This window comes from Bacillus cereus group sp. MYBK216-1 (assembly GCF_051916495.1).
Lineage (GTDB): Bacteria > Bacillota > Bacilli > Bacillales > Bacillaceae_G > Bacillus_A > Bacillus_A thuringiensis_K.
This window is the reverse complement of sequence record NZ_JBQAGT010000003.1, coordinates 577461-600106: the sequence shown is the minus strand read 5'-3', so window position 1 is coordinate 600106 and position 22646 is coordinate 577461. Positions and strand designations below refer to the sequence as shown.

Genomic DNA, 22646 nt, shown 5'->3' with positions numbered 1-22646 from the left:
CTCACAAAATCAAAATGTCAAAGAATGTTAAAATATGTGAAAATAATAACCTTAGGCGACCTCTCTATTTTAAGAATGGAACTATCCTTGTTGAATAAAACTCGATATTCCGCAAACACTACCTGTAGTGTAGCCTGCTTCTTACCCAGGTTGTACTTCTTACCATAAAAAAGAGCAGTCATAATAAATAACTGCTCTTTTTACTTTTAACATACTTTTTTAAATTTTGTTCATACCATACTTAATCCATAATACAGTTTAACTACATTTCATTTCAAAGTTTTTAGTTTCAAAAAATCCGATACATCCCATGCCCTTACTACATTATTAACTTTTGTTCTCTTTCTGCTACCCCTAGACCATTGCAAACAAAGTATAAAAATAAGAACAATATCAACGAAATCTCCGCCATAATACATCAGCACGCCCCCAATTTCTGCTTGTTTAGTAACTACACCAGCAGGCGGATGAGCATATATGTATTTTGATAATATCCCATGACCAGCTGATGCAATTATTAAAATAATTGATCGGTACGTATAGCTATACCTATGGGATATTAAATCAACATAAATCATTGATGTGGTAAACAGATATCCTGCAATAAAAACGTGGAAATGTATGAACAAATGAAGAAGTATACTTTCGTGCATCATCGAGTATAAGCTAGTCGTATAGAGAATCCATAGTCCTCCTAAATTAAGTAAGGTTGCGATAATTGGATGAGTAAGAAGTTGTAGAGGCCTACTCTTTAGTATCCTTGAAAGACGTCGTGCTGCTTTCACATTGAGCGTTCGTAAAAAAAGAGTCATTGGAGCGGCTAATGCTATAAAAATTGGAGCAAGCATCCCAAGGAGTAAATGCACAAGCATATGCACTGTGAAATCATTATGAGCACGATGAGCTAAGGGCCCAACAACTGCTATTGCCACACAAATAAGTCCTAAAATCCAGAAGACACTTCGATATAACGGCCATCGTTTGTAATGGCTATTTGATAAAATCGTGGCTACTATATAAATTATTAACATAATTAAAATGAATACGAATAGTAAAATATCCAGTGCATTCCATATTTCATGATGAAGATGGTTATTGTTCATTTAAGCTTTTACCTCTCAATAATCTTTCATCAGTTCTTGTCTGAAAAACTAGCAGAATGCCAATTAAGAGCATTACAGTCGCAATTATATTCCATATTACGTCGTAGATAAGAACATTATCTACGTATCGAATCTGATGTATTTTCATTAGTTTGTGTTGAATTATACCGTCATATAATTGAAATCCACCACTACCAAGCATTAATCCGCTCCACCATCTTTTCAACCAAAATGCATTTCTACGGCGGAGATCAGCAACCATAAACAAGGAACCAATCGTTGCAAACCAACTAAAAGCATGAAAAAGACCATCTGAAATGAGTCCAATATCTGTTGTAGATTTATCATAGAAATGGTGCCAATGTAGCAGTTGATGAAAAATAGTTTCATCTATAAAAGCTACTAACCCTAGCCCAAACAAGATACCTGACCATAGATTACGGGTCAAATAAACAGAAGAGGTTAAATAGCTTGTATTATCGGTTTTGGTAAACATTAAATCCTATCCTTTCCACTAATGTATATTCTTATTTTTCCCAAAAGAAAAACGTGCTAAACATACTTAGTGCCGAAGGAAAATAACATTCAATTAGATGTATCATATAAATACTTATTCTCAAGCGTATTTAATATTTTATTAAAACTCACTAAAAAAGCTTTAAGGAATTCACCATTCTAAAATAGCGCTAGTATAATTTCTTTAATATTTTAGAATGAATCTATATTTTTAGCATTTAATTAATTTATTAACAATGGAAATTATCATATAGTCTTAATTATTTGATCCTCTATAAATAAACTATAGTTTTTCTCTCATGATAATTTCCAAATCTTCATTTTAATATTGCATTTGTATTGCCTTTTGCACATTTTGAACATCATTTTTTAATAGTTGCTTTAAATCATAAGCTGGATAGTAACCACGCTCATACATAAAGTTAAAAACCTGTGCATGTAATTGTATAGCACCATTTATTTGACGGATTAAAACTTCTCTAAGACGAGGCGTTGCAGTTTCAGTAATCGCTATTGCATAATTTCGAACAGATGTCTTTGCTAACCCAAGCAAATCTCCAGCGTAAAATCCAGTGTCATCACGATGTTGCGATTGAAATCCAGGAGCATATGGATAAAACTGTACTAACTCTTGTAAATTGTTTTGGATGGCATTTATAGCTTTAATATATAACGATTGAAGTGCTTGATCAGGTACATTCCTAACTGATTTTTTTAATTTGATTAAACCGTTTGCTTGAAATGCTACTAATTCATGTAACTCCAATGTTTCATGCCAAGCTAGTTGATTAGGATAAGACATAGACGTTCCCCCTTAATATTCATTCATGCTACAATATGCAAAAAAATTCAAAAAGGGCCTATACTACTGAATTCATTTCAATCTAATTCATGGTTACTTTTCATCCTTCTATGTTAATCACAATAAAGTATCCTTAATTCCTCTTCCCTACTTTTTTATATCCTTAATTTTGATTTTCAAAATGACTTCCTCGCCTTTACAATCTATAAATTTAATTTTTTCTTCCTTAAAAATTCCCATCATAATACATCCCTTCTTGTTTCGTTATAAACCATATTAGTTAGAAAATATAAATGTGAACATTGTACCTACATATTCCTTATATATTTTTCAAATTTTATAGCTACTTAAATTTATACGTTATTAAAGATCAACTATTAAAGTAACTACATTGAAGGGGATTCTTCATTAAGTCATTTTATTTTTATAGATTAAAAAATAATTATTCTAGCCGTGTTAGTCACCTATTTTTAAATAATTAATAGGTTATATATTATGACTTAGGAGGGATAAAAAGATGACTATGCTTTATGATAAAGACTCTTTACAAAAAAATATTACTAACCTTCCACATTGGCAACAAGAAGCTTTCCGTTCTTTTAAATTAAAAATGACAGATAAAGATAAACCTTTCCCTTGTATCCCAGCTCAACACGGCTTTACAGCCAATCACCTCCGGTACGGATTCATAGGTGATCCTAGAGATACGAATACTAGCGCTGATTTTGCCACATTACTTAAAGAATATACGGAATGTTCTAGAGACACAGGGCAATACGCTTCACTTATTGTTTTTATTCATACACCAATAGATTTACTGCGAGAAACTACAGTTGAAGATTTTGAACATATTTATTGGTCTCTACTTAATACAACTAGCCGTTTGGACGAAATGGAATGGCCTATGCACATTCCAAATGATCCTATGGAAAACACTTGGGAATTTTGCTTTCATAATGAATCATATTTTGTTTACTGCGCTACACCTGCCCATGTCAATAGACAAAGTAGACATTTTTCATGTATGATGCTTGCTTTAACTCCTAGGTGGGTTTTACAGGGAATTATGAATTCTGAGAAACGCAGTAGAAAGCTAAAAAACTTAATACGTCAACGTCTAGCCGCTTATGACAAAGCTCCTATTCACCCTTCTCTTAAAGATTATGGTGAAAAAGATAATTATGAATGGCAACAATATTTTTTACGTGATGATGAAACAATTCCATCCAAGTGTCCCTTTTCTCGAATAATAAAATACTTGCATAAAAATAAGTAACCCACTCCACTTTTTATTATTTAGTTGTACAAACTTTAACCACTGAATAGATTTAATATAGATCAAATTTAGTGGGAGGAGCATATCATACGTGGGCATATTTTTAAGCTATGTTTTCTTAGGTTTATCATTATCTGCTCCAATGGGGCCTATTAATGCTGCACAGTTAGAAAAAGGTATTAGGAGTGGGTTTTTTCACGCTTGGATTCTTGGCATAGGAGCCTTACTTGCAGATGTCATCTACATGGCACTTATTTATTTAGGTGTCATTCATTTCCTCGAAAAAGATATTATAAAACTTTTCTTATGGTCTTTCGGCGCTTTTGTTTTAATCTATACAGGTATCGAAAGTTTAAAAAATGCAAATCAAATTAGCATTAGTAATACGAGAAATGATGATTCAGTTATTAAAAGCTTTTTTTCTGGTTTTTTTATGTCCTTATCTAATCCATTAACAATTCTATTTTGGCTTGGAATTTTCGGCTCTATATTAGCAAAAGCCGCTTCTTCCTATAATAAAGAGCAGCTTTTGTTATATAGTTTCGGGATTATTTTAGGCATTTTTATTTGGGATATTACGATGGCAAGTACATCTAGTATATTTCGTAAAATTTTGAATACACGTATATTGTCTCTTATAACAGTAGTATCTGGAATATCACTTATTATTTATGGATTATATTTTGGTTTTCAAACTTACCAAATCATTTTTCAATAACTTCTATTATTTAGTTCTGACATACTATTCATGGTGTGAAAAGAAAGATACTTCATATAGCTGGATTCCTTTTTCGTGAGACAAAATGAACAATTATAGTAACAATAATAACTATTCCTAAAAACAACAAGCTCACTAAGAAACCAAAACGCGTTGTTTTTTGTAATAGTGTTCCACTAACAGCTAGTGCAATCATAATAAGACCAATAATACTTTTTATCTGCATCCACCCTTTTGGATTCATTAGTCTCCAAAAGGAAAGAAGAATTAAACTCCATGTATACAACAACATTAATCCAGCTGCAGTTGTTACATATTCATATATATTTTTTGGTAGTAATAAAGCGCTAAGGATAGAAGCACCAAGCCCCATTATGATAAGAATTAAAGCTGGAAAAGAGATATTCTTCTTGTTTTTTTTCGCAAACATCGCAGGTGCATCACCCTCTTCAGCTAAGTTCATTAATACACTTGTCACTGCAAATAATGAACCAACTAACGTTGAAAAGCCCGCTAAAATTAATACTACATTTAAAATAAATGGCACATACGGTAAATTATAGTCTTGTAACGCTATTACAAAAGGACTTTCTTTCGTATTAAACTGATTTAACGGAACCATCATAATTGCCAACCCTAAAGAGACTACGTAAATAATCGTTAAAATCATTAACATTACTCTTCCTGACTTTTGTGCATCTTTAGGGTCTTTCAGTCTTATTGTCATTAATCCCATAATTTCGATTCCTCCAAATGCATAAAATGCATAAATTAGAGAGGACCAAGTGCCTTTTAATCCATTTGGGAACCAGTCTTTAAAATTACGCGGGATTTGTGCCTTATATAAACCACCCTTTATAAATCCTAAAATAACTAAAATGGCAATTACAATAAACCCCACAATAGCAACGATTTTTATAATAGCCATCCATTTTTCTAAACGTTCGAATATCTTTACCCCTATAAAAATAATTAATATAGCCGCTACTCCATATACAGCAGCAAATATCCATAGTGGTATTTTAGGGAACCAGTAACGTGAAAAGATTCCTAACGCACTTAACTGGCTGCCCATAATAAGCAACTCCGAACACCAATATGTCCATCCGTGACTAAAACCCGCCCAATTTCCAAAAGCTTTTCTTGAATAAATGCGAAACGATCCTTTTTGCGGATCTTCCACAGCCATTTTTGCCAATGCTTCAAATACAATATATGTAGTGAATCCAGTTAAAATCAAAATAAGAATAATTGAAGATCCACCTATTTTAATCCCTATACTGGATCCTAAAAAAAAGCCCGTTCCTATCGTACAACCAATTCCAATAAGTGAGAGTTGCCACCATTTTAAATCTTTTTTTTCTTTCGTTTTGTTCTTAACATCATGACAGGTCATATTACGATTCTCCTTTATTCATTTTGAGAATGTCCCTCATGATTACTTAAGTACTTTTCAGCAAGCTTTTCAACAACATCAACGACATCATGTGCCTTTATTTTATGGTTTGCTACTCTCTCACTTCCTACAGAAATCTCAACTGTAAATAACGCTTCATATTTCATTTTTTCTGCCCCTTTCGCATCAAATATAACCTCTTATCTTTTATCCTTTTATTTCACAAAAAATTCATTATGTATTTAAAACCTCGAGAGTCTAAAAGTTAAACAAATAAAAATGTATGAGAAAGGAGAGACGGCATGCCTCTCCTTTATATCCATTTCATATATAAAATTAACGAGTAACGCCACCGCCAAGTTGTTGCTCAGCTAATGATACAAGACGTTTCGTAATTTCACCACCAACAGATCCGTTTGCACGAGCTGTTGCATCTGCACCAAGTTGTACGCCAAATTCTTGAGCAATTTCATATTTCATTTGATCAAGAGCTTGTTCAGCGCCACGTACTAATAATTGATTGCTGCTTCCACTGTTATTGTTTGACATGTTCATTCACCTCCTTCTTTCTTTAATATGTTAAATTACATGCTAAAATATATAGCTAATTAATTGGTAATTACGACCGTGAATTCAAAGGTATAATTGATGCCCTTTAAGCCCAACATAATAGTGTATAGGAGAACGAAATACAATATACGTGCCATGGGATATTATAAATAGGCCTCCATCAGAAAATGAAACGGGTTACGCTATATAAAAGCATAACCCGTTTCTAATGAAATATTTTATTCCATATACGTTTAAACAATGGAGGAAAATGATGAAACATATTGTTGCTTTATTAATTAAATACACAGCGATAACTGCAGTATTACTTATCGTACTCAGTATCTTTCAAGGCATTTCCATTCCTAGAGTATTACTCATTTCTCTTTTCTTAACAGGAGCTGCCTATTTAATCGGCGATCTCTTCATTTTACCTAAATACGGAAATACGATTGCTACAATGGCAGATTTCGGCTTAAGCTTCTTCGGAATTTGGCTTTTAACATACTTGTTTACTAATTTAGATGCTACTCGTAATATTGGACTTTCTTCATTCTTAGCCGCTTTAATTATTGGCGGAATAGAGGTTTTCTTCCACATTTATATGAAGAGGTTAGTACTGCGTAACGACGATGAATTAAGAAATCACAATCATATTCATCATGATAAATATGCTATGGAAATGTCAGATGAATATATGGATTCTTCTACAATAAATAAATCCAAAGTTGAGGATACATCTAAAAAATAAAAAAGTGGCCAATGCCACTTTTTTATTTTTGTTTATTAAGCTTGATCAGAGTTTTTCACATGTAATGGAGGTGGAACTACCCACCCTTTTTTCTTACTTAAACGTAGCAAAGTTACACCTGCTTGTGCTTTTTTCATATGAAATTGTCCGAATAGCATCCCTACATCTTCTCGAAGACATTTTCCCATCACTTGACTACATGTCACAAGTCCAGCTGCTAATCCTGTAGAAACCGCTGCTGCAATTTCTGCATCATTAATACGTGCTCCAGGAGGAATGTCTTCAATAGATGCAACTGGTCGTTCTGGCGGAGCTGGCGGTAAAGCTACGCCATTAACTTTTAAAAGAGTTTTTAACTCTTCTATTTCTGAATTCATATCATTTTCAATTAAGCTTTCTAAAAACTTCTTCAAATCTTCGTCACCTGTATGATTCATAAATACTTGATGGCTTGCGATTCCACCTTGTGCGGCTAGAAGATAACTCCAAATATCAAATACTTCTCCGTAATGTAACGGTTCATTTTGAGGGTTTCCACTTAAAATACCCATTTTTAAATTCCTCCCTTTCGAAAATATCATAATCAATATTGATTTCAATATTGAAATCAAATTTTTAAGTATGCTTTTTCCTGCAAAAGCTTTTCTACTATGCATGGAAAACACCTTTCCAACACTGCGTGTTTATTGTTTAGGAAAGTAGTTTACAAATTAAATACCCAAAGATTATGAAAGAAGATTATCAATAATCTTTGAGTGAGAATCCATTTACTATAAGGGTTTTTATTTTTATACATATACAAAAGAAATTGATTTACATATTCGCTATATTTTATACGAATTCTCTTAGCGGTTAGCTCTACCACCAAGTTGTTGTTCAGCCATTGCAACTAAACGTTTTGTAATTTCACCACCAACAGATCCGTTTGAACGAGCTGTTGTATCTGCACCAAGTTGTACACCAAACTCTTGTGCAATTTCATATTTCATTTGATCAAGAGCCTGTTCAGCGCCTCGAACTAATAATTCATTACGATTTCCACTATTATTGTTTGCCATATTATTTCACCTCCGATGTTTTTAATATGCGACAAATTATGAAATAATAATTATCCTTTTTATGGAAATTAGATTATGAATAATTATTGAGTTTCTTCTTAAAATAGGGCAAAAGATATAAGAAAGAAGAGTTGCTATAACATACTTTCATAACAACACTATGTACAGGTTTCTCTTTACTAAAAATTTATATTTTATCAGGAGATACATATAAAGTGAAATTTTAATCAGTGGGGTTTTGTTCATCCCCGGGTGATTATCAGCCCTCATCAATCGGGCTTTTACGGGCAGCCGGCAAATAGCGAGATAAATTATGAAAAATGATTCCTAAGGAGATATGAGATGAAAGCTGTAACCTATCAAGGACCAAACCAAGTACAAGTTAAACAGGTTGATGATGCAAAGTTAGAGAAAAAAGATGATATTATTGTAAAAATTACTTCAACTGCTATTTGCGGTTCTGATTTACATTTATATCAGGGCAACATGCCTTTACCTCCAGGTTACATTATTGGTCATGAGCCAATGGGCATTGTTGAAGAAGTTGGTCCAGATGTTACTAAAGTGAAAAAAGGAGATCGTGTTGTCATCCCCTTCAACGTTTCTTGTGGACATTGTTTTTATTGCCAACATGAAATGGAAAGCCAATGTGATAACTCCAATCCTCATTATGATTCTGGTGGATACTTTGGTTATACAGAGAAATTTGGTAACCATCCAGGTGGACAAGCAGAATATTTAAAAGTTCCTTTTGGAAATTTCACTCCATTTGTTATACCAGAATCATGCGAACTTGAAGATGAATCTTTACTGTTTTTATCCGATGTTTTGCCAACAGCCTATTGGAGTGTAATAAACGCTGGTGTTAAGCCAGGTGATACTGTTATCGTCCTTGGTTGCGGGCCTGTTGGATTAATGACACAAAAATTTGCTTGGATGCAAGGTGCTAAGCGTGTAATCGCAGTCGATTACTTAGATTATCGTATAAATTATGCAAAAAAGATTAACAATGTTGAGGTATTTGAGTTTACAAAATTCCCCGATATGGGAGAACATTTAAAGGAAATCACACATGGCGGTGCCGATGTAGTCATTGATTGCGTGGGCATGGATGGAAAAAAATCGCCACTAGAATTTCTAGAACAAAAATTAAAATTACAAGGCGGAACTCTCGGCCCTATTCAAATCGCTACGAAAGCCGTAAGAAAATATGGAACGGTTCAAATGACTGGCGTTTATGGTGGCAATTATAATGCATTTCCACTCGGAGCATTTTGGGTTAGAAATATTAACCTTAAAATGGGACAAGCACCTGTTATTCATTTTATGCCGGAACTATTTGAAAAAATAATAAACAAAGAATTCGATCCAAAAGAGATTATTACACACAAAATCCCCCTTGAAGAAGCGAGCTATGGTTATCAAATTTTTAATAATCGTGAAGATGATTGTATAAAAGTCATTTTAAAACCTTGAAGATACAATTTATTATTCTTAATAAAAAGATAAGATTACACTCCGTAATCTTATCTTTTTTATTAAATTGTAAGTAGCTATTCCCCCATTTTCATCTCATATCGAAAATAGTTATTTCCAAAAGAATTTGCATTTTGAGATCATGATTTATTGGTAAAAAAATGAATTTGAGTATTAAGTAACCAATTAGCGGACACGATAACAATGTTAACTAACTTAAAAGAGGTGTACTTCATGTTTTATTATAAAGAAGAACTGATTAATATTATCAAGCCGGACAAGCCAGATCCAGCTGCCGCAAAAGTTTTACAAGAAATATTAGGTGGGCATTATGGCGAAATGCGTACAATGATGCAATACTTCTTCCAAAGCTCAAATTTTAGAGGTAAAGAGAAGCAATATCGCGATTTACTTCGAGGTGTTTTTTTAGAGGAAATAAGCCATGTAGAACTTGTACAACATACAATTAATCAACTATTAACTGGATCTGGTGAACCTACGCCAGGAAATGCTGGTGTTGACAACGCACCACTTGATGAAGCGGTTAAACATGCAAATCCTCACCACTTTATTGTAGGTGCTCAAAGTTCATTGCCTGTTGATGCAGCTGGCAACCCATGGAATGGATCTTGGGTATATAGTCATGGGAATTTAATTAGCGATTTATTAGATAACGTAGTACTTGAATCTACAGGTGTACTTCAAAAAACTCGAATTTATGAAATGAGTTCCAATCAAACTTTTAGAGAAACACTTGCATTTTTAATTGTACGTGATAATGCTCATCAAAATGCTTTCGCAAAAGCTTTAGAGACATTGGGTGTTGAATGGGGGAAACTCTTCCCTGTGCCGAACTATGATATTAATAAATACCCAGAGTGCAGAAAGTATGTAGACATGGGATTCCATAACGCACAATTTAATTTTAGCTTAGATCCAACAAGAATAGGAGAAATATTCCAAGGTGAATCACCAAGTAGAAACAAAGGAATATTAGCAGTAACTGACCCGCCAAAAGGTTTTCCTGTACCAGAACTTCCTGAAATGCCAAATGAGCATAGTCCTGGATTAAAAGATATGGGTCTTTGAGATAACTGTAACCAACTATTAATGAATAGTTGGTTACAAACCTTTACATAGATTCAAGTAAATTTGTTTTAAGAGGAGGATATTCATTTGAGTATAATAAATGATAAACTATCTATTTTTGCTTTAGGTGGCGTTAATGAAATTGGTAAAAACATGTATGTCATACAATATTCAGATGACATTGTAATCATTGATTGTGGTTCTAAGTTTCCTGACGAGAGTTTATTAGGCATAGATTTAATAATACCTGATGTTACATATTTACAAGAAAATAAAGATAAAATTCGAGGTTTAATTGTTACACATGGACACGAAGATCACATTGGAGGTATTCCGTATTTTTTAAAACAATTGAATGTACCAATTTACGCAACAAAATTAACCTTAGGCTTAATCGGCATTAAATTAAAAGAACATAAACTTCAAGATTCGACACAGTTAATTGTTATTGACTCTGAGTCTTTAATTGAATTCGGACAGATAAACCTATCTTTTTTCAAAACAAATCATAGTATTCCCGATTGCCTCGGGATTGCTTTTCATACACCAGAAGGTACAGTAGTCCATACAGGTGATTTTAAATTTGATTTGACTCCCATAAACAATCAATATCCAGACATTCACAAAATGGCTAATATCGGAAGTAACGGAGTTTTAGCTCTCCTCTCAGAAAGTACGAATGCCGAACGTTCTGGATTTACTCCATCAGAACGATTAGTAGGCGAAAAAATTGAAGAAGCCTTTGTAAAGGCTCACAGCAAAGTTATTATATCTACCTTTGCTTCTAATGTGAATCGTGTACAGCAAATAGTAGATGCCGCTTTAAAAACAAATAGAAAGCTTGCCCTCCTCGGAAGAAGTATGGTGAACGTAGTTTCTGTCGCCTTAGAACAAGGCTATTTGAATATACCTGAAGGCATGTTAATCGAAGCAAATGAGATTAATCAAATGGAACCCGAAAAAGTCGCTATACTTTGCACTGGTAGTCAAGGTGAACCTATGGCTGCTCTGTCCCGATTATCTAGTGGCAACTATCGACAAGTTGATATTTTACCAGGTGACACAGTCATTTTGTCTGCATCCCCCATACCAGGAAATGAGCGTAATGTTTCACGTATTATAGATAACTTATATCTATTAGGAGCAAATGTTATTTATAGATCTGGAAGTTCAACAGGAATGCACGTTTCTGGACATGCATATCAAGAGGAATTAAAATTGATGCTTACTTTAATGAAACCTAAATATTTCATTCCCATACACGGTGAATTTAGAATGTTACATCATCACCGTCAATTGGCAGAATCTGTTGGTGTCAAGAAAGATAATATTTATGTTATCGGCAATGGAGATGTTGTTGATATTAAAAATCAAACTGCTATGCAAACAAGACGTATAACTGCGGGTAATATATATGTAGATGGCTTAGGTATTGGAGATGTTGGAAACGCCTTATTGCGCGATCGCAAACAACTTTCTGAAGATGGTATGCTTGTAATAGTTATAACCTTGAGTAAAACAGAAGAGAAAATAATTTCTGGCCCTGATACAATTTCTCGTGGGTTTGTATATGTTCGGGACTCAGAAGATTTCTTAAATAAAATTAATCAATTAGTTGTAGAAACTGTCAACAGATTACAAAAAGCACATATTAATCAATGGAATGTTCTAAAAAGAGAAATACGAGAATCACTTGGTCACTTTATATACTCACATACAAAAAGAAAACCAATGATCCTCCCTATTATAATTGAAGTGTAAAATGCTTATTTTCTTTAGTCATTAAGTCTTTTCTTAATTATATCTATTAGTATCTAAAACGGCTTTTTCTAAATAAATATCGCACCCTCTAACAACTGATATGCATAATTTTAAGAAACCCTATAACTGCTGTTAATGTTAATGCTAATTCTATTGTTAACGGGGGGTGTTTCCCCACATTCTTTCATCTAAAATGCAACTATCGTCAATGGTAATAAAGGGTATCTTATTTTTAGTATAAGCCTAATACTGTAACTGACCTTTCTATGCAGTAGGCTAAAAAAATACGCCTGCTGCATAGAAATATACTTTAATCAATCTCAATTACATCAAAAAACTTAAAAGTGCGCTTATTATCCGTACAAGTGATCGTCTCCATTAATGGATTAATATCCACTACTGTTATGTAATTTTTATATAAATAACCATCTTTATAATATGTAAGTAAAACCTCTTCCTCACCTAAAAATGAAATTAATAGCTTATTTTCAATCATTTCTTTTGCATCTTGCGTTACAGTTGGACGCGAGGCTTTCGTTTGCTCCTTTACCATTTCTTTAATAACTGCGAACTGCTCCGGCATACTGGCAAACGGTTGCCACTTTACCATACCTCTTCCTTTTGGCATATTAACATTCTTCACGATTTGTGCCCTCCTAATAATGTATTTCTATATCTTGCTGTTGCGACGCTTGTGTAAGAAACACCTCGTAAAATACTATTCTTACCAAATCGTGTTCGAATTTCGTCCATAACTTTCGTTAATCGTATTTCTTTTTCTCTTTGTATAATGTTATCGAAAAGCGAAATTTGCTCTTCCCCTTCATTAATAAGGTTTGTTAATGAAACACTTACTGATCGAATCGGCTCTCCTGTATGGCGTTCATATAAAAAATATGTACAAACATTATAAATATCCATCGTTAAGTTTGTTGCTCTATTTAACGTATGTACCTTTTTTATTCCCTCACCGTATTCCTTACTATATCCAACTGAAAAATGAATTGTTTGCGCGCATTTCTTTTCTCGTCTCAACCTATAACAAACCTCTTCTATATGCTCTAATAAAATAACTATGAACTCTTCTATCGAATAATTACGCAATAATATTTGGCTTTTCGCTATAGATGTTGTTGCTGGAACGTATTTTTCTGCTATTCTACTAAAATCAATTCCGTTACTATGTAGATGTAATTCTTCTCCTATTACACCGAATGATTGCTTTAAATATTTCAAAGGATACTGAGCTAATTCTCCAATGGTATGTATACCTTTTCGATTCAATTTCATCTCTGTTTTATACGATATACCCCAAAATTTACTGAGCGGTCTAATACTCCATAACTTCTCGGGTATATCGTCATACGTCCACTGCGCTATTCCATCCCTATTCTTCTTCGCTTCTACATCCATCGCTACTTTACTTAATAATAAATTAGGCCCTATACCAATCGTACTTTCAATCCTTGTACGTTCATATATTTCTCGCTTGAACTTTAATGCGAATTCGCGCGGATTACTGGCAAACAAATGAATACTTGCAGTCATATCCATAAAAAATTCATCGATACTATATTGATGAAAATCTTCCGGCGCGACATACTGCAAAGCCAAACCCGTTATGAAAGTTGAACATTTCATATACGTATGCATAATTGGATTCACAATAATAATATCTGGTCGCTTCGGTATTTCGTACAAACGAGCCATCTTCTTTATTCCTAACGCTTTTAATGGCGGTGTTGCTGCTAATACAATTGATCCGCTCTGATTCACATCCCCTACGACAGCCAATTTTGTATATCTTGGATCAAGTCCTTTTTTAATACATGATACGCTTGCATAAAAGCTACGAAGGTCTACACAAAGAATAATACGATTCGGTAAAAGAGAATAATCATACAAGGTTATCACTCCCAACAAAAGAACATTCGTTCTTATTATATACGAACTTACGTTCTTTTCAAAGGTATTTCTATGAAAATTTTGGTTAAAATGACCGGGCTTTAAAAATCTAAAAAATACTTAAGAGCCCTACAATATTCAAATACCATTTTCACCATTAGGGGATGGCACTGTATTTAGTTCTAAAAAAATCTCACTTAATGCATACTCGGTAATATATATATAATAATAAGAATAATATCTATGCACTATCAATCACGGTGGGAAAAACTATGCATACAAAACAGCTAGAATTTCAAGTAACTCATGAACATAAAAACTACTAAAATTCACTTCAGCCTTCATGTCTCTAATTCATATATTCTTCTAAATTTATTCTCAGCAAAACCTCCTACATAACGCCTGTGCCAAGATTCATCTGCATAACTAGTTACATTCTCCTTTTTTCTATTATTAATAGCTTAGTAATAATGGCTGTTAAACAGCAAAAGTGCGAAGTCATAAATTAGACTTCGCACCTTATACAATTTTATAATCAGTGACGATACCAACACAAATGCAATAATGTATACATAATAATCACTCATTATATCTGTTACTTTTTTAATCGGCTGGAGAGAATAGAATATATAAACAAATCCTTTTACTTAGCAATCTCTCATTATTGGTTTGATTATTTCTAGATACTTAATGCCCCCCTATACTCATTTCAAGTGTTAATCCATTCCTATTGAAATTGCAAATGATAAATTTATCCAGTTTTCCTTTTTGTCTACTTGCTAAATTCAGCAAGTAAAATGTTTTTAAAAAATTCCGGGTTATTAATGTTTAAACTGTTCGAATTGATAGCGAGTGTATGTTTACCTCCAAGTGTTCCACCAACAAAAGTGGAAAACCCTGGAACGGCACCTCTGTGTCCCCATACCGAGACACCGTTCGAAAGCTTAATTTCAAGGATTCCAAGACCATATCCAGTTCCCTCTCTATTTGTAGGAACTGTAGTAAGCATTTGTTTTAGTTGCTGTTCCTTCAGTAATTTGCCACCTAGTAAGTAAGAGAAGAATTTGTTTAAGTCGTCAGCAGTAGAAATCATATCTCCATCCGAGCTACCTGGGTTAATATAAGTAACGTCTTTTAGCTCACTCGCTCCGTCTAGTTGCAAATAGCCACGTGCATGCTTGGTACCTGGAATCACGCTTGAATTGCCAGGTAGAAATGTATTTGACAAATCAAGCGGTTCAATAATCCGATTTTCAACCTCTTCGGCATAACTGTTGCCAGTTACTTTTTCAATAAGGATTCCCAGTAATACGTATCCTGTGTTTGAATAAGACCAACCCTTTCCTGGTGCAAAGTCTGGGGGAAGTGAAATCCCCATCTTTACGAATTCTTCAGCCGTGTACGATTTTTTTATATCCGTTATATCAAAGTCTTTTGAATTTATATAGTCAGCAATACCACTTGTATGATTCAATATTTGCCGGATAGTAATCTGGTTACCATCATATCCGTTTCCTTGAATGACACCAGGCAACCATTTTTCAATGGAGTCGTCTAGATTCAAACGATTCTCTCCAGATAATTGAAGTAGAGTCGTTGCAATGAACGTTTTCGTCACACTGCCAATGCGAAAGCGAAAATCTGCTTTCATTGGTCTCTTAGTTTTCAGATCCGCTACCCCAGCGGTATAACTCCAAGTTTTACCACCCTTAGAAATTTGAGCGAGTATTCCCGGGTATCCAAGTTGCAGTTCATCCCGTATTGCTTTCTTAACGGAAGTACGATCGCTTTTCGTACTTGTTTGTAACGAACTAGATACATTTTGCGTAGATTCTGCTTTTACAATTGATGTTGGTGTTATGTATAACAGGGAACTTCCACCTATTAAAAGTGCTAGACTTGCACATGTAATTTTACTGCGTGTTTTCATAAAGAATTCCTCTCTTCTATTTAAATTATATAGATAGTTAATAGCAGTGTCATATACGAACCACACAGCTATCCATTCTCTCAATGATGAAAAGGCAACAATGCATTTGCAATCATTGTACTCATTATTTTCACAAAACACTCTTGTTACTGATTATTTGTTTTATATGTAGGCCGTACTTGTTCCCCCCTTCACGCCTCCTTATATTTTTATCCTACACAATGAAAATCTCTTTTTCCTTACCTATTCCTTACAAATTCCTTACATACAAAATCACTTCTACAATAGGATCGAAGTAGCATCTGTGCCCAAAAGCGCAAAAAACACCGATGCTTTTCGTTTCAGTGTTTTTTGCGCTTTACATATTGAAGATTCGTTTTACTCTTAACAGGTTAAACTGCTGATTTTTTCTAATACGATTATTCTTCTTGCTATATAAAACAAATTTCATAGTGTTATATGAAACACTTCTCAAGTTGTCATTAAGGTACATTATTCTAAATTTATTGATGTAGTTGAGATGGACTCACTTTTTGAATTTGAACAAGTATATCAAACGTTTTACCTAATGATATATCAACAGTTTTTGGTATATCAGGCCCTTCGGTAGTTATTCCAGCGAAAATTGGATGTTGTTCGTTTAACCAAGTTTTTGTCACGCCGTTCGCCTTACGTAAATCAATAAAAAATTGATCTTTTTTGACCTGTCCAAAAATGTAGTTATAACTGTTTGGATCATCCGATTTTAATGTTCCATATGGGCCAAATTCACCATTGCTATTCTTAACATTGTATTGTCCTTCATAAACTGACGTTCCAATAGATACGTATCTTTTTCCGTAATATTCTGTCAAATGCTGCCCAGCTACTTTAGGATATATAAAAGGAAGCATATTTGTTTTTGAAACGTGTCCATTATGTCCCCATACAATGGTTTTCCCTAAATGTTCTTCAGTCCACTTCGCATTTTCATACATTGCAATATCATGTTTCAAATAAAAATCCGCTGGTTTATCAGGAGGTGTCGCTAACATTGTAGTAAACTGTTCAATAATACGAGCATTTTGCTTTATCCATGCAAACTCTTTAGATTTTCCATTTAAATAGCTTTTATTTCCCTCTAATAAAGCACTAATTTGTTTAGCATCTAAAACATACTTTTCTTTTTCTTCTTTCGTAAGGCTTTCAAAAGTATTCATATCCTTTGTTACAGGAATAAGATCTTTTATCTTCTCTTCTACTCTAGGCAACAGTTTTGAATTGTTCGCTTTAATATATTCTATTATGCTATTATAGACATTCTCGTTTACTGATTGAATGTCCATCCCAATGATACGTACTTTCGATTTATGTTTTGGATTAGCATTATATTGCCGAATCCAATCAAGTAAATCTAGCATTTCTTTCGTCTTAAATGTAGGTGATAAATGTTGGCTTGGGTTTCCCTTTCCAGTAAGAACATATCGATCAAGTTCCAAAGCTCTGTCCCATCCCTCTTCTAAAACTAAGTTGGTAAAGCCCTTTTCAGATACTAAATACTTAACAATGCGGTGTTTCATTGTAAAAATCTCATGAGCCCCATGCGTAGCTTCACCTAAACCTACAATTGAAGCTGAACCTATCATATTCTTAAGTGGTTTCAAATCATTAAGAGATGCAGTTGGATTAGTTGTTTTTAAAGGCTTTGCATGTGCTTCTAACCATTTCACTATTTGATTTATATTGTAGGGAGCTGTAACAGAAACCTCTGTTTTCGAATCTGCATAAGTATTTCCTACAAAATGAGTCATTGTTATAGCAGAAGCAACAATTGCAATAATTATTTTCTTTTTCATAAAAAACCTCCTGAAATATTTACTTATAGCTTTTTGACATACTCTGCCAACTTCCATTTAAAACATTCATTTTCTTATTACTGTTAAGATACATTTATTCTAATTCCTAAAACTCACTTATTTCTTAATAGGTTCTTAAGAAATTCTTAATTCACTTATACGAATATAAAACTACATAAGCTTCAATCCATTGTAGTGTAAATTCCTCATTGCATAACATTATAATGTATAGATATTCGTTATAAATGATGTTATCTAAAGTATTCAATTTCAGTATGTATTATTAACGTGGTTAATATGAAGTTCCAAATTTTGATTGTTTGTAGTCTCTTTATCATAGAGTTAATTTAGGGGTTATTTTTTGTTCACTTCATTTTTTTCGGTACTCTGCATCTAGACGGTATACCCATTGGCCACAGTTAGACTATTTCAAATCAAAAAACTAGATTACCTGCACACTAAAGAGTATAGCGCACAGGTAATCTAGTTGTTTTTGAGATTAATAAAAACTAATTTATTTGTTGAATTCTTCCATCGATAATAGACTGAATTGGTTCTTTTGATTTTTTTATATAATCTACTAATGCTTCAAAATCAGTTGGTCCTGTTTCAGCATCTTTACCGTTTTTAAAGGATACAAATCCATCTCCACCTGAAGCTAGAAATGCGTTAGCAACGACGCTGTAAGTTTTAGAAGGAATGATTTCTTCTCCATTTGTTAAGCGAATACTTGTTACTTTTTCTCCATTAGGCTTGTTCGCATCCCAAGTGTATTGGATACCTGAAATTTGAAGCATTCTTGTTATATCTTTTTGCCATTGTTGATTTAAAATATCACGAATGTCTTGACCTGTTAAATTTATTTTTATTAATTGATTTCCGAATGGTTGAATACCATATATCTCTCCCCATGTAATATCACCAGCATCTAAGTCATTACGAATACCACCAGGATTCATAAGTGCAATTTGAGATTGCATTGTTGCACGCTGGGCATCAGCAACTAAATTTCCGAGAGTAGATTCACCAGCCGTATTGAGTTTACGATCTAGTGGAGCAATAGACTTACCTACAACTTCATTAACAAGAGGTGCGATTTTTGCTTGATATTTCTCCATCTTCTTCTTTATTTTTTTATCAGGCTCCATGCCTTCATGGTAAGTTGTAACAATTTCTGCTTTTTTCTCAACAATATCTTGTGTCTTACGATCAATCTTTACATCAACATCAGCAAAAGCCATACCATATGAATTTGCTTGTACGACAAGTTTATTATTAACAGTTCCATTTACATAAGTGTGGCTATGGCCACCAAAAATAACATCGACTTCTGGATCAGTCTCATTTGCTAATCGGACGATATCACCATTTGTTACTCCGTTCCCATCTGTTGTACCTCCGTTATGTGCAAGAACAACGATAGATTTAACGCCTAGTTTTTTTAATTGCTTTACGGATTTGTTAATAGCTTCAACTTCATCTGTAATTTCTACATTCTTTAGCATAGTAGGCATAACAAGGTTAGGAACATCCGTTGTTACGACTCCGATGAATCCAACAGGCACTCCTTGTACCTTTTTTATAGTGAATGGTGGTAAAAATAGACGCCCGGTGGATTTATTATAGAAATTCGCAGCAACATATGGGAATTTTGCTCCTTTAAAATTCCCTGTTTTCTCATGGTATCCACCATAAATAAGGCGGTTCATTTCCGCAACACCTTCATCAAATTCATGATTTCCTATCGTTCCAACATCGAATTTCAAATCATTTAGAAATTCAATCGTAGGTTCGTCTTGTAATAATGCTGAAACAGGAGTACTTGCTCCAACAACATCGCCAGCATGTACCTTTAATGTATTCGGATTTTGTTTTTCACGATTACGTAAATAAGCCCCTAAGTACTCAATTCCCCCTGCATCTTTATTGTTAATTTTTTTTACCGTGTCTAGTTGCCCATGAAAATCGTTAATACCGAGCATTTGCACATCTATGTAGCGGTTTGGTTCTGTACTCGCTTGTACTGAAGGCAAAGCAAATACACTAGTAAAAGTAACTGTACTTATTGCTAAAGCAACTGGAATGATTTTTTTCAACATAAAATTTCTCTCCCCTAATAATTAAAATCTGACATAATACGATGTTATTTTAATATATTAAGAGAATTATTTCTATAAAAATTCAACTAATTATAAAAATTAATAAAATTTTATTATTTTCTGACAAAACATTTCTTTTTTTGAGGATTATTCAAAATATTATCTTGATAGTAATATAACAATACTTCTAAGAAATCTAAAAAACTCTAATCAATACATTTTAGCTGTTAAGAAGAATATTCAATCCAAAACTACTGGAGATTTATCAATCTAACATCTCAATATCACCATTTAAAAAGATGCTCCTAGATTTATCCAAGAGCATCTTTTATAAAGCTTTATTTTAACTTGTTTATAAGTTATCAATTAACAATTATATAGTTATAATCAGTCCTTTAAAAATAATAGGAGTGCTTCATTAAATTCTTTGGCATGCGTTGCATTTAGCCCATGTGGACCACCCTTTATTAACGTTACTTTAGAATTAGGAATTGCTTCATGTGTTAATTTCCCACTATATTCAAATGGTACAGTCGCATCTGAATCACCATGAATAATAAGGGTAGGTATATTAACCTTAGCTAAATCGCCTCTGAAGTCTGTTTTGCTGAAAGCAGCGATACAATCTAGTGTTCCTTTAGGTGATGCACCTGCAGCGATATCCCTATTGTAAAGTCGAAATGGTTCACTAACTAAGTCAGTTCGATCTCCAGCAGCAAAAAATCCTTTCGTAAACTCATCAAGGAATGCTAGGCGATCACTTTTTACTCCATTTTCAAATCCTTGAATTGCTACATCATCTAATACACCCTCAGGATGATCTGCTGACTTGTAAAGGAATGGTGGTACAGCTCCTGCAAATACAGCCTTCTCTACTCTATTGGTTCCATATTTCCCAATATACCTAGCTACCTCTCCTCCACCCATAGAAAAACCAACAAGTGTGACATTTTGAAGCTCTAAATGTTCTAATAGTTGATGTAAATCAGAAGTAAAGGTATCATATTCATACCCATCCCACGGCTGAGATGATTTTCCAAATCCTCGACGATCATACGTTATAACTCTGTATCCAGCCTCAACAAGAGCTGGAACTTGGTATTCCCAAGATCGACCACTTAACGGCCAACCATGAATTAGTACAACTGGTTTTCCTGTGCCATGATCCTCATAATATATCTCAATTGGTGCTTGATTTTCGGTTCCTACAGTAATTTTAGCCATGCTTCTACCTCCAAAAAATATTCTAATATGTATCCTTTTCTTCAATAACTCGGATGAATCTCATAACCTATTCATGCACCTTTATGTTGTGAACTCTAAGTATGAAACTCTATTGTTCCAATGCATTCATTTTCTCCTTTTGGAACAATCCCCCCTCTAATACCTTTTTCATCATAAAATAATTACTGAACATTACTCATATTCAATTGTAATAACAAAAATAGGTGACTATCAATATTGTTCTATCTATAGGATGTATAGGTAAAACCAATCTATTTTATAGTGAAAACAACTATAGTTACGACCTATACAAATTATAGATAATTTAGAATTGATTAATTAATCAGTTTTCAAATACTATAAATTTGTATAGCACTTCATGTTCTGTGAATGCTGCTATAACCAATATTATTGGTCAGCTTAGTTATAAACGAAGAAACTTATGATAGTATTCGACTATTTAAACTTTCTTCGATTACTTAATTTTTAGGAGGAATACATAATGACTGATTTCTATTCTCGTATTAACAAAGATGATGCTGTCGTGCTTTTAGTAGATCATCAAACTGGTCTTATGTCCGGACTAGTACGTGACTATGGTGTTGATGAATTCAAGAACAATGTTCTAGCTCTTGCTCATACTGCTAAGTTTTTTGATTTACCAGTTATTTTAACAACAAGTTTTGAAAACGGGCCTAACGGACCTTTAATGCAAGAATTGGTTGATCTCTTTCCTCATGTACCAAAAATAGCTCGACCTGGACAAATTAACGCATGGGATAATGATGATTTTGTAAAAGCAATCGAAGAAACTGGAAAAAAGCAACTTATCATCGCGGGCGTAGTTACTGACGTTTGTGTTGCTTTCCCTGCACTTTCCGCTATAAAAGCTGGATATGAAGTATTTGCTGTTACTGATGCTTCAGGAACTTTCAGTAAACAAGTAGCAGATGCTGCAAATACTCGTATGGCACATAGTGGTGTGCAACTTATGAACTGGTTTAGCGTAGCTTGCGAATTACAACGTGATTGGCGCAACGATGTCGAAGGTTTTGGCAATTTGCTTGCTAGCAATCTTCCAGGCTATCAAAATATAATTGGAAGCTATATGGGCGCGCAGCGAGATCTTAGTAAACAAAATGCATAAATGTATTTCAA

21 protein-coding genes are annotated in these 22646 nt (G+C 33.7%); 7 read left to right on the top strand and 14 right to left on the bottom strand.

The window, feature by feature from the left end:
• Positions 1 to 269 precede the first annotated feature (269 nt).
• From ACTFRH_RS13255 to cotF, 3 genes are all read right to left on the bottom strand, one after another.
• Positions 270 to 1103 carry a cytochrome c oxidase assembly protein gene (locus ACTFRH_RS13255; protein ID WP_001063498.1) on the bottom strand — a complete coding sequence of 278 codons (834 nt, stop codon included), beginning with the start codon at positions 1101 to 1103 and terminating at the stop codon, positions 270 to 272.
• Positions 1093 to 1599 carry a DUF2243 domain-containing protein gene (locus ACTFRH_RS13250; protein ID WP_000494506.1) on the bottom strand — a complete coding sequence of 169 codons (507 nt, stop codon included), beginning with the start codon at positions 1597 to 1599 and terminating at the stop codon, positions 1093 to 1095. Before ACTFRH_RS13250 ends, ACTFRH_RS13255 begins: the two co-directional genes overlap by 11 nt.
• Positions 1600 to 1941: 342 nt before the next feature.
• Positions 1942 to 2421 (bottom strand): spore coat protein CotF, encoded by a 480-nt coding sequence (cotF, locus tag ACTFRH_RS13245; RefSeq protein ID WP_000121386.1) that lies wholly within the window; start codon positions 2419 to 2421, stop codon positions 1942 to 1944.
• A 517-nt stretch (positions 2422 to 2938) separates the two neighbouring features.
• Between cotF and ACTFRH_RS13240 the strand changes: the two genes are divergently transcribed.
• Complete coding sequence (locus tag ACTFRH_RS13240) at positions 2939 to 3697, top strand: YqcI/YcgG family protein (RefSeq protein WP_000178272.1); 759 nt, start codon at positions 2939 to 2941, stop codon at positions 3695 to 3697.
• Between the two features lie 91 nt (positions 3698 to 3788).
• A complete protein-coding gene (locus tag ACTFRH_RS13235) occupies positions 3789 to 4415 on the top strand; it encodes a LysE family transporter (protein WP_000510852.1) in 627 nt (208 codons plus the stop codon).
• A 52-nt stretch (positions 4416 to 4467) separates the two neighbouring features.
• On the opposite strand, the gene ACTFRH_RS13230 is transcribed toward ACTFRH_RS13235, so the two are convergent.
• The 3 genes from ACTFRH_RS13230 to ACTFRH_RS13220 form a co-directional block, all read right to left on the bottom strand.
• Entirely contained in the window at positions 4468 to 5811 is a 1344-nt protein-coding gene (locus tag ACTFRH_RS13230; RefSeq protein WP_000128225.1) for an amino acid permease, read from the bottom strand.
• Positions 5812 to 5825: 14 nt separating this feature from the next.
• Positions 5826 to 5978: a hypothetical protein gene (locus ACTFRH_RS13225; protein WP_000872954.1), complete on the bottom strand. Its 153-nt coding sequence runs from the start codon at positions 5976 to 5978 to the stop codon at positions 5826 to 5828.
• 169 nt (positions 5979 to 6147) lie between these two features.
• Positions 6148 to 6360, bottom strand: coding sequence for an alpha/beta-type small acid-soluble spore protein (locus tag ACTFRH_RS13220; RefSeq protein ID WP_000069660.1), 213 nt, complete (start codon positions 6358 to 6360; stop codon positions 6148 to 6150).
• Positions 6361 to 6634: 274 nt separating this feature from the next.
• Between ACTFRH_RS13220 and ACTFRH_RS13215 the strand changes: the two genes are divergently transcribed.
• The gene (locus ACTFRH_RS13215; RefSeq protein WP_000680682.1) at positions 6635 to 7111 is read left to right on the top strand and encodes a YndM family protein; all 477 of its coding nucleotides are present in this window, start codon (positions 6635 to 6637) and stop codon (positions 7109 to 7111) included.
• A gap of 35 nt (positions 7112 to 7146) precedes the next feature.
• Here the strand turns inward: ACTFRH_RS13215 and ACTFRH_RS13210 are convergent, their stop codons facing one another.
• Both ACTFRH_RS13210 and sasP read right to left on the bottom strand, forming a co-directional pair.
• Positions 7147 to 7662, bottom strand: coding sequence for a DUF3231 family protein (locus ACTFRH_RS13210; protein WP_000512139.1), 516 nt, complete (start codon positions 7660 to 7662; stop codon positions 7147 to 7149).
• Between the two features lie 294 nt (positions 7663 to 7956).
• A complete protein-coding gene (gene sasP, locus ACTFRH_RS13205; RefSeq protein ID WP_000002833.1) occupies positions 7957 to 8169 on the bottom strand; it encodes a small acid-soluble spore protein, SasP family in 213 nt (70 codons plus the stop codon).
• Between the two features lie 342 nt (positions 8170 to 8511).
• On the opposite strand from sasP, the gene ACTFRH_RS13200 reads away from it, so the two are divergent.
• The 3 genes from ACTFRH_RS13200 to ACTFRH_RS13190 all read left to right on the top strand — a co-directional run bounded on the left by ACTFRH_RS13200 (position 8512) and on the right by ACTFRH_RS13190 (position 12495).
• Positions 8512 to 9645, top strand: a complete 1134-nt coding sequence (locus ACTFRH_RS13200) for a zinc-dependent alcohol dehydrogenase (RefSeq protein WP_000649073.1) — start codon at positions 8512 to 8514, stop codon at positions 9643 to 9645.
• A gap of 234 nt (positions 9646 to 9879) precedes the next feature.
• On the top strand, positions 9880 to 10734 hold the full coding sequence (locus ACTFRH_RS13195; protein WP_000500354.1) for a manganese catalase family protein: 855 nt from the start codon (positions 9880 to 9882) through the stop codon (positions 10732 to 10734).
• Between the two features lie 87 nt (positions 10735 to 10821).
• On the top strand, positions 10822 to 12495 hold the full coding sequence (locus tag ACTFRH_RS13190; RefSeq protein ID WP_000022523.1) for a ribonuclease J: 1674 nt from the start codon (positions 10822 to 10824) through the stop codon (positions 12493 to 12495).
• 310 nt (positions 12496 to 12805) lie between these two features.
• On the opposite strand, the gene ACTFRH_RS13185 is transcribed toward ACTFRH_RS13190, so the two are convergent.
• From ACTFRH_RS13185 to ACTFRH_RS13160, 6 genes are all read right to left on the bottom strand, one after another.
• Positions 12806 to 13138: a YolD-like family protein gene (locus tag ACTFRH_RS13185; RefSeq protein ID WP_000800256.1), complete on the bottom strand. Its 333-nt coding sequence runs from the start codon at positions 13136 to 13138 to the stop codon at positions 12806 to 12808.
• Entirely contained in the window at positions 13135 to 14400 is a 1266-nt protein-coding gene (locus tag ACTFRH_RS13180) for a Y-family DNA polymerase (protein ID WP_000272622.1), read from the bottom strand. Before ACTFRH_RS13180 ends, ACTFRH_RS13185 begins: the two co-directional genes overlap by 4 nt.
• Positions 14401 to 15172: 772 nt before the next feature.
• Complete coding sequence (locus ACTFRH_RS13175; protein WP_003301822.1) at positions 15173 to 16396, bottom strand: serine hydrolase domain-containing protein; 1224 nt, start codon at positions 16394 to 16396, stop codon at positions 15173 to 15175.
• Between the two features lie 437 nt (positions 16397 to 16833).
• Complete coding sequence (locus tag ACTFRH_RS13170; protein ID WP_000726825.1) at positions 16834 to 18165, bottom strand: erythromycin esterase family protein; 1332 nt, start codon at positions 18163 to 18165, stop codon at positions 16834 to 16836.
• 509 nt (positions 18166 to 18674) lie between these two features.
• Positions 18675 to 20264 carry a bifunctional metallophosphatase/5'-nucleotidase gene (locus ACTFRH_RS13165; RefSeq protein ID WP_000913748.1) on the bottom strand — a complete coding sequence of 530 codons (1590 nt, stop codon included), beginning with the start codon at positions 20262 to 20264 and terminating at the stop codon, positions 18675 to 18677.
• A 387-nt stretch (positions 20265 to 20651) separates the two neighbouring features.
• The gene (locus ACTFRH_RS13160; protein ID WP_001074309.1) at positions 20652 to 21488 is read right to left on the bottom strand and encodes an alpha/beta fold hydrolase; all 837 of its coding nucleotides are present in this window, start codon (positions 21486 to 21488) and stop codon (positions 20652 to 20654) included.
• 502 nt (positions 21489 to 21990) lie between these two features.
• Here ACTFRH_RS13160 and ycaC point away from each other — a divergent pair.
• Positions 21991 to 22635 carry an isochorismate family cysteine hydrolase YcaC gene (ycaC, locus tag ACTFRH_RS13155; RefSeq protein WP_000129304.1) on the top strand — a complete coding sequence of 215 codons (645 nt, stop codon included), beginning with the start codon at positions 21991 to 21993 and terminating at the stop codon, positions 22633 to 22635.
• Positions 22636 to 22646 lie beyond the last annotated feature (11 nt).